3 protein-coding genes and 1 pseudogene are annotated in these 5,029 nt (G+C 44.1%); 2 read left to right on the forward strand and 2 right to left on the reverse strand.

All coding sequences use genetic code 11. The annotated features are described in order from the left end of the window. Positions 1-144 precede the first annotated feature (144 nt). Entirely contained in the window at positions 145-333 is a 189-nt protein-coding gene (locus F6K20_RS23810; protein ID WP_131827224.1) for a hypothetical protein, read from the reverse strand. Between the two features lie 209 nt (positions 334-542). Beyond that, a complete protein-coding gene (locus F6K20_RS23815; protein ID WP_287296261.1) occupies positions 543-1,958 on the reverse strand; it encodes an AAA-like domain-containing protein in 1,416 nt (471 codons plus the stop codon). 828 nt (positions 1,959-2,786) lie between these two features. Between F6K20_RS23815 and F6K20_RS23820 the strand changes: the two genes are divergently transcribed. Further along, a complete protein-coding gene (locus F6K20_RS23820) occupies positions 2,787-3,686 on the forward strand; it encodes an Npun_R2479 family HD domain-containing metalloprotein (RefSeq protein WP_287296263.1) in 900 nt (299 codons plus the stop codon). 688 nt (positions 3,687-4,374) lie between these two features. Beyond that, positions 4,375-4,905 (forward strand): annotated as a pseudogene (locus tag F6K20_RS23825) (alcohol dehydrogenase catalytic domain-containing protein); the annotation flags it as partial. Between the last annotated feature and the right edge of the window lie 124 nt (positions 4,906-5,029).

Consider the following 5,029-nt stretch of genomic DNA (forward strand, 5'->3'; position numbering starts at 1 on the left):
TAGTCTGTCTTGAGTTCAATACATAACAAAACTGTCCAGCCTTCAATCCTTCATATAAATCATTATCTGCTTGTCGCTTCACATAGGTAAGAGCATCGGCTGGTAAAGTCCCTGAGTATATATATTCGTAGGTCATTTTATTTGTTAACTTTTGTTCGCGTAGCGTGGCCTATTGGCCAAGGTTGACAGTTGTTCGCCTTTGGCGTTCGGTTTAGGGTAGGTTGACAGTTGAATGTTGACAGTTGTTCGCGTAGCGTGGCCTATTGGCCAAGGTTGTTCGCGTAGCGTGGCCAATAGGCCAAGGTTGTTCGCGTAGCGTGGCCAATAGGCCAAGGTTGTTCGCCTTTGGCGTTCGGTTTAGGGTAGGTTTAAGGTTTAAGGTTTAAGGTTTAAAATTTAAGGTTGTTCGCGTAGCTTGGCCTATTGGCCAAGGTTGTTGGCCTTAGGCGTTCCCTTCGGGTAGGTTGTTCGCCCTAGGCATTCGGTATAGGGTTGGTTTAAGGTTTAAGGTTATATGAAGTATGGATTGTGAACTGACCCACTCAGCACTCAGGCTCAAGCCGCTGCCAAAGGCGATCGCAAAAATACTTGTGATATAAATCACAGCGAGGCATGACGCTATTCCCTTGCAACTTTACTAACCCCATGCTATATAACTTAAAGGCTTGCTCCGATGGGATAGTTACCCAGCTGTGTGCTTGAACCACTTTCTCCAACGCAGTTTCCAATTCTGGAGACTGTTTGAGATTTCCTAGGTGGCGTCGCAGATGGTCACTGAATGGTCCGGCTTCTGTGGGTGCCACCTCTAACAGTTGCGCTAGGGTAATCTGATGATATTTAATATAAGCTAAACCTTTGCGCAACAGATAAGGATGTCCTCCCACCATCGCCATCAGTTCCTCCACTTCTCTGGGATTCCCATCCAGTCCATAACGTCTGACTAACTCCTGTACTTGCTCTGTGCTAAACTCTGGCAACTCAATTTCCAATCCGACATTAGCCAGTGGTGAGTGATTGATATCCAAGGAGCTATAAATTTCTGTAGAATGTACTATCACCAACCGGAGTTTTTTCCAGATAGCGCTACTGCGATCGCCCCGCCTAGCGATGTCATACCAACCACGGAGAAGGCGACAAAAATCATCAGCAATAAAGGGGTGTTCAAACACCAGATCAACTTTATCTATAACGAGTACTATCTGGCTTTCAATTTCTGCCAATAAATACTCCTGAAAGTAATCTGTGGTGTTACTATTACATCCAAAAATATCATCCCAATACTCATCCAACTTATTTGACAGCCCTAGAGTCTGACCAACTCTGGCACAGAACCACCGTGAGAATTTGCCGAGGTCCCTATAGACGGTACTATCGGCTAACTCAAAGCTTAAGGTCACAGCTTGATAACCTTGCTGCCTGAGCTCAGCCAGAACTCGTTCAATCAGGGAGGTTTTACCCATCTGCTGGGGTGCTTTGATCCGAATTAGAGCACCAGGCTTGACAATTGCCTCTAACAACTGATCTTCATAAGGAATGCGCTTGACATAAAAGTCAGCATAGAGAGGAACTGGCTTTTGTTGCCCTTCTGACTCTGGCATCGGTGGGACGATGAAAGATTTATATTTACTTAATAACTCTGGATTGACTAACTTAGGCTGATATTCACTAAATAAGTCAATTAACTGATTTCGGAGTGAGTAGTGTTCACCTGGTGCATTCCTCAGCTCAAATTTCTCGCACAGCTGCTGCACATGTTTTCTGACAGTAGCTTCTGTGATGTGTAGGGACTTAGCGATCGCTTGATCGCTTTGGCCCGCTAACATTTTCTTCAAGACCTCTCGTTTACGAGGTGTTAGCTGATCAAATGCTACAGTCAAATCTAGTTGATTCAATTTTTCTAAGAACATCTCAGTCTTGCCGATAGAGATTTTGAATAATCGGTTTTTTCCCCTAGACATAGCGTTTAGGTGGTTATCAAGATGCACCAAAAAAAGATAGTATTTCTGCTAATTTTAAACCCATCCTAACTAGCTTATCGAAAAGCTGAGCTAGCCATGAGTTTGTGAAGATTTTCACACAAATTATGGATTAGACGTGGCTTGTGAGCCTTTTTCCACAAATTACCCTGATGTCTTAAACACAGGCTATAGTTTGATTAATGGCAATCAAACCTATACGAGGTTATAGATGTCTCAGTAATCTCTTGCCTTTTCCCTCAAGCTAAAACCCTGCGTCTGATGGCACTGAGTACTGGTCATATCATATCACTCCCTGTTGCACTTGTATTGCCCAAAATTGGGAGCTTGATGGGTTGTGTTGATAAAGCGATCAGCTTTTAGCTATCAGCTATCAGCTTGGTAGATACCTGATCCGAAGTGGGTGAAAACTTGACAAACATAAGGTTAATACCTCGCCCCTTGTGCCGGACCTAACAAAGCTAAGTGCCTCAGGGCGAATGGTGAGAACTTTGATCTAGCGTTTATCTAGATATAGGGATTGAAAGCTGCCAAACAAAACGTCGTTAGTAGTTAGTCAGACCAATGGCATTGCTGAATCTTCGAATTAATATGAGTGGGGTGGGCATCCTGCCTGGGAAATGAAACGGGCAAGATGCCCGTTCCACGCCTGATGCTCATTCCAAAAAATTCTTAAAATCATTGCATAATTAAGCAATGCCAGACCAATTAACTAACCCCTAACCCCTAACCCCTAACCTGAAATCCCCCGGATGTGACCGTGGGGATGAGCTTAAATCTAAATCAGGAGTTGCTGATATGCCTACCATGATGTTTAATCCTACCGAGATAATCATTGATACCTGTGTTAAAAATCTAGAGACAGGTTTCCACAGCACTTACGGCAACCTTAAATCAGACTACTGTGAGCTGATTACTTGGGCTACCCACATGGCTCTGGAAAATATTGCTAATAGTGACGCTCTCTATCACAACATTGAACACACCTTCCTAGTCACCCTAGTTGGACAGGAAATCTTGTGGGGTAAGCACATCTGCGAAGGGAGCGTCTCCTGTGAAGACTGGTTGCACGTGATTATCTCTTTGTTGTGCCATGACATTGGCTATATCAAAGGCATCTGTCGTCAAGACCAACCAGACCAAGGATTGTATGCCACAGGAATAGACAATTTCATGATTACTCTCCCTACAGGTGCAACTGATGCCAGCCTTACTCCCTACCATGTAGACCGGGGTAAGCAGTTTATTGATGAACACTTTGGTAATCACCTGCTGATTGATACTGAGCAGATTAAGCACAATATTGAATTAACCCGTTTCCCAGTACCTGCTGATCAGGATCATCAAGACACGGTTAACTATCCTGGTTTAGTCAGAGCAGCAGATTTGATTGGTCAGCTGGCTGATCCCCGCTACTTACAAAAAATTAGTGCCTTGTTCTACGAGTTTGAAGAAATCGGGAAAAATCAGATTTTAGGCTATCGTAATCCCGGTGATTTACGCCGGAACTACCCAAACTTTTACTGGAATGTTGTCTATCCTTATATCAAACCCGCATTGCCCTACCTAGAGCGAAGCCTTTCTGGTAAACAAATCCTGGCTAATCTCTATGCCAATGTCTTTCGAGTAGAACACCAATCCCAGCCTACAGCAAATTTCAGCCATCCCTGTCGCTATAGTCAAACGACAGCACAACTATGTACAGCATGATCACGGTAAAAGGGAAATCATCAAGGCAAATCATCAATGGCGGTTTTGTCTAAAGTTAATTGTCTAAAGTTAATTGAAAATTGATCATTGATCATTGACCATTGACCATTGACCATTAACCATTGACAATTAACAATTAACAATTAACAAATGACCAATGAAAGCCATTTTAATGACCGCTCCTGGTACACCTGAAGTGCTGCAACTTCAGGATGTACCAGCCCCCACAATTAAAAACAGAAAAACATCAAGCGAGAGTTAGCCACTTAATTTATTGAGTGGGCGGCGAGCGTACCGGGATTTATCCCGGCTATCGTGTTAAACTAGAATAGTAAGTAAGAACAAGGTTGGTTACGTTGATTTTTTGCTAGTACGGTGAAATCCCAGCCAGTAAGAGACGGGGTAAATCCTACGACTATGGAACAGGCAAGCAATGCAGCAAAAAGGAGTAATTTATTGCCCTGATTTGTTTGGTACAACCACTCCGAAAGCTAATTAAATTAGAAGTAAATCCACAGGTTAACTTTTTTGGTTAATCCGAGGGAGGTAGGGCAGTTTTGAGTCTGCCACAACGGTACAGACTAGACTCAATCTTTAGTCAGTATTGTAAGCGTCGTGGAGCGCGGTTTTAACCCGCGTAACGACATCAACTTAGAATCCACGCGGTTTCAACCCGTGGAGAACTCAAGACACAGAAATCCTGGTGCGTCTTCACGCTGCTGGTGTTAATCCCATTGACACCAAACTGCGGCGTAGAGGCACCTTTTACCGTGACCAAATGCCAGCTATCCTAGGCTGCGATGGTGCTGGTGTGGTAGAAGCTGTTGGTGCTGGTGTCGATAAATTCCAGGTCGGTGATGAGGTGTATTTCTGTGCTGGGGGATTAGGATTATCTGGTACAGGTAACTATGCCGAACTAGCTGTTGTTGATCAGTCCTTAGTTGCCCACAAGCCTAAATCCCTCTCTTTCCCTGAAGCCGCTGCTGCTCCTCTAGTACTGATCACTGCCTGGGAATCATTGTATGACCGAGGACGGTTGGAAGCAGGACAAAAGGTGCTGATTCAGGCAGGTGCTGGTGGTGTTGGTCACGTTGCTATTCAGCTAGCTAAGCTCAAAGGTGCTGAAGTTTCTACTACTGTCGGTTCTCAAGAAAAAGCTAGATTAGTGCGTCAGTTAGGTGCTGACTATCCTATCCTTTACAAACAAACTAGCTTTTTGACACTCCCCGTCCTTTAAGGACGGGGATTCTTACTTCAACGAGCTGTCTTGCGTATAGCAGGTCGGAACCAGAAAAAGTAGAGGGCAATTCGACCTAAGCGTTTAAATCAAAGATTTAGGTTTC

It is taken from the genome of Moorena sp. SIO2C4, from assembly GCF_010672485.1.
Lineage (GTDB): Bacteria > Cyanobacteriota > Cyanobacteriia > Cyanobacteriales > Coleofasciculaceae > Moorena > Moorena producens.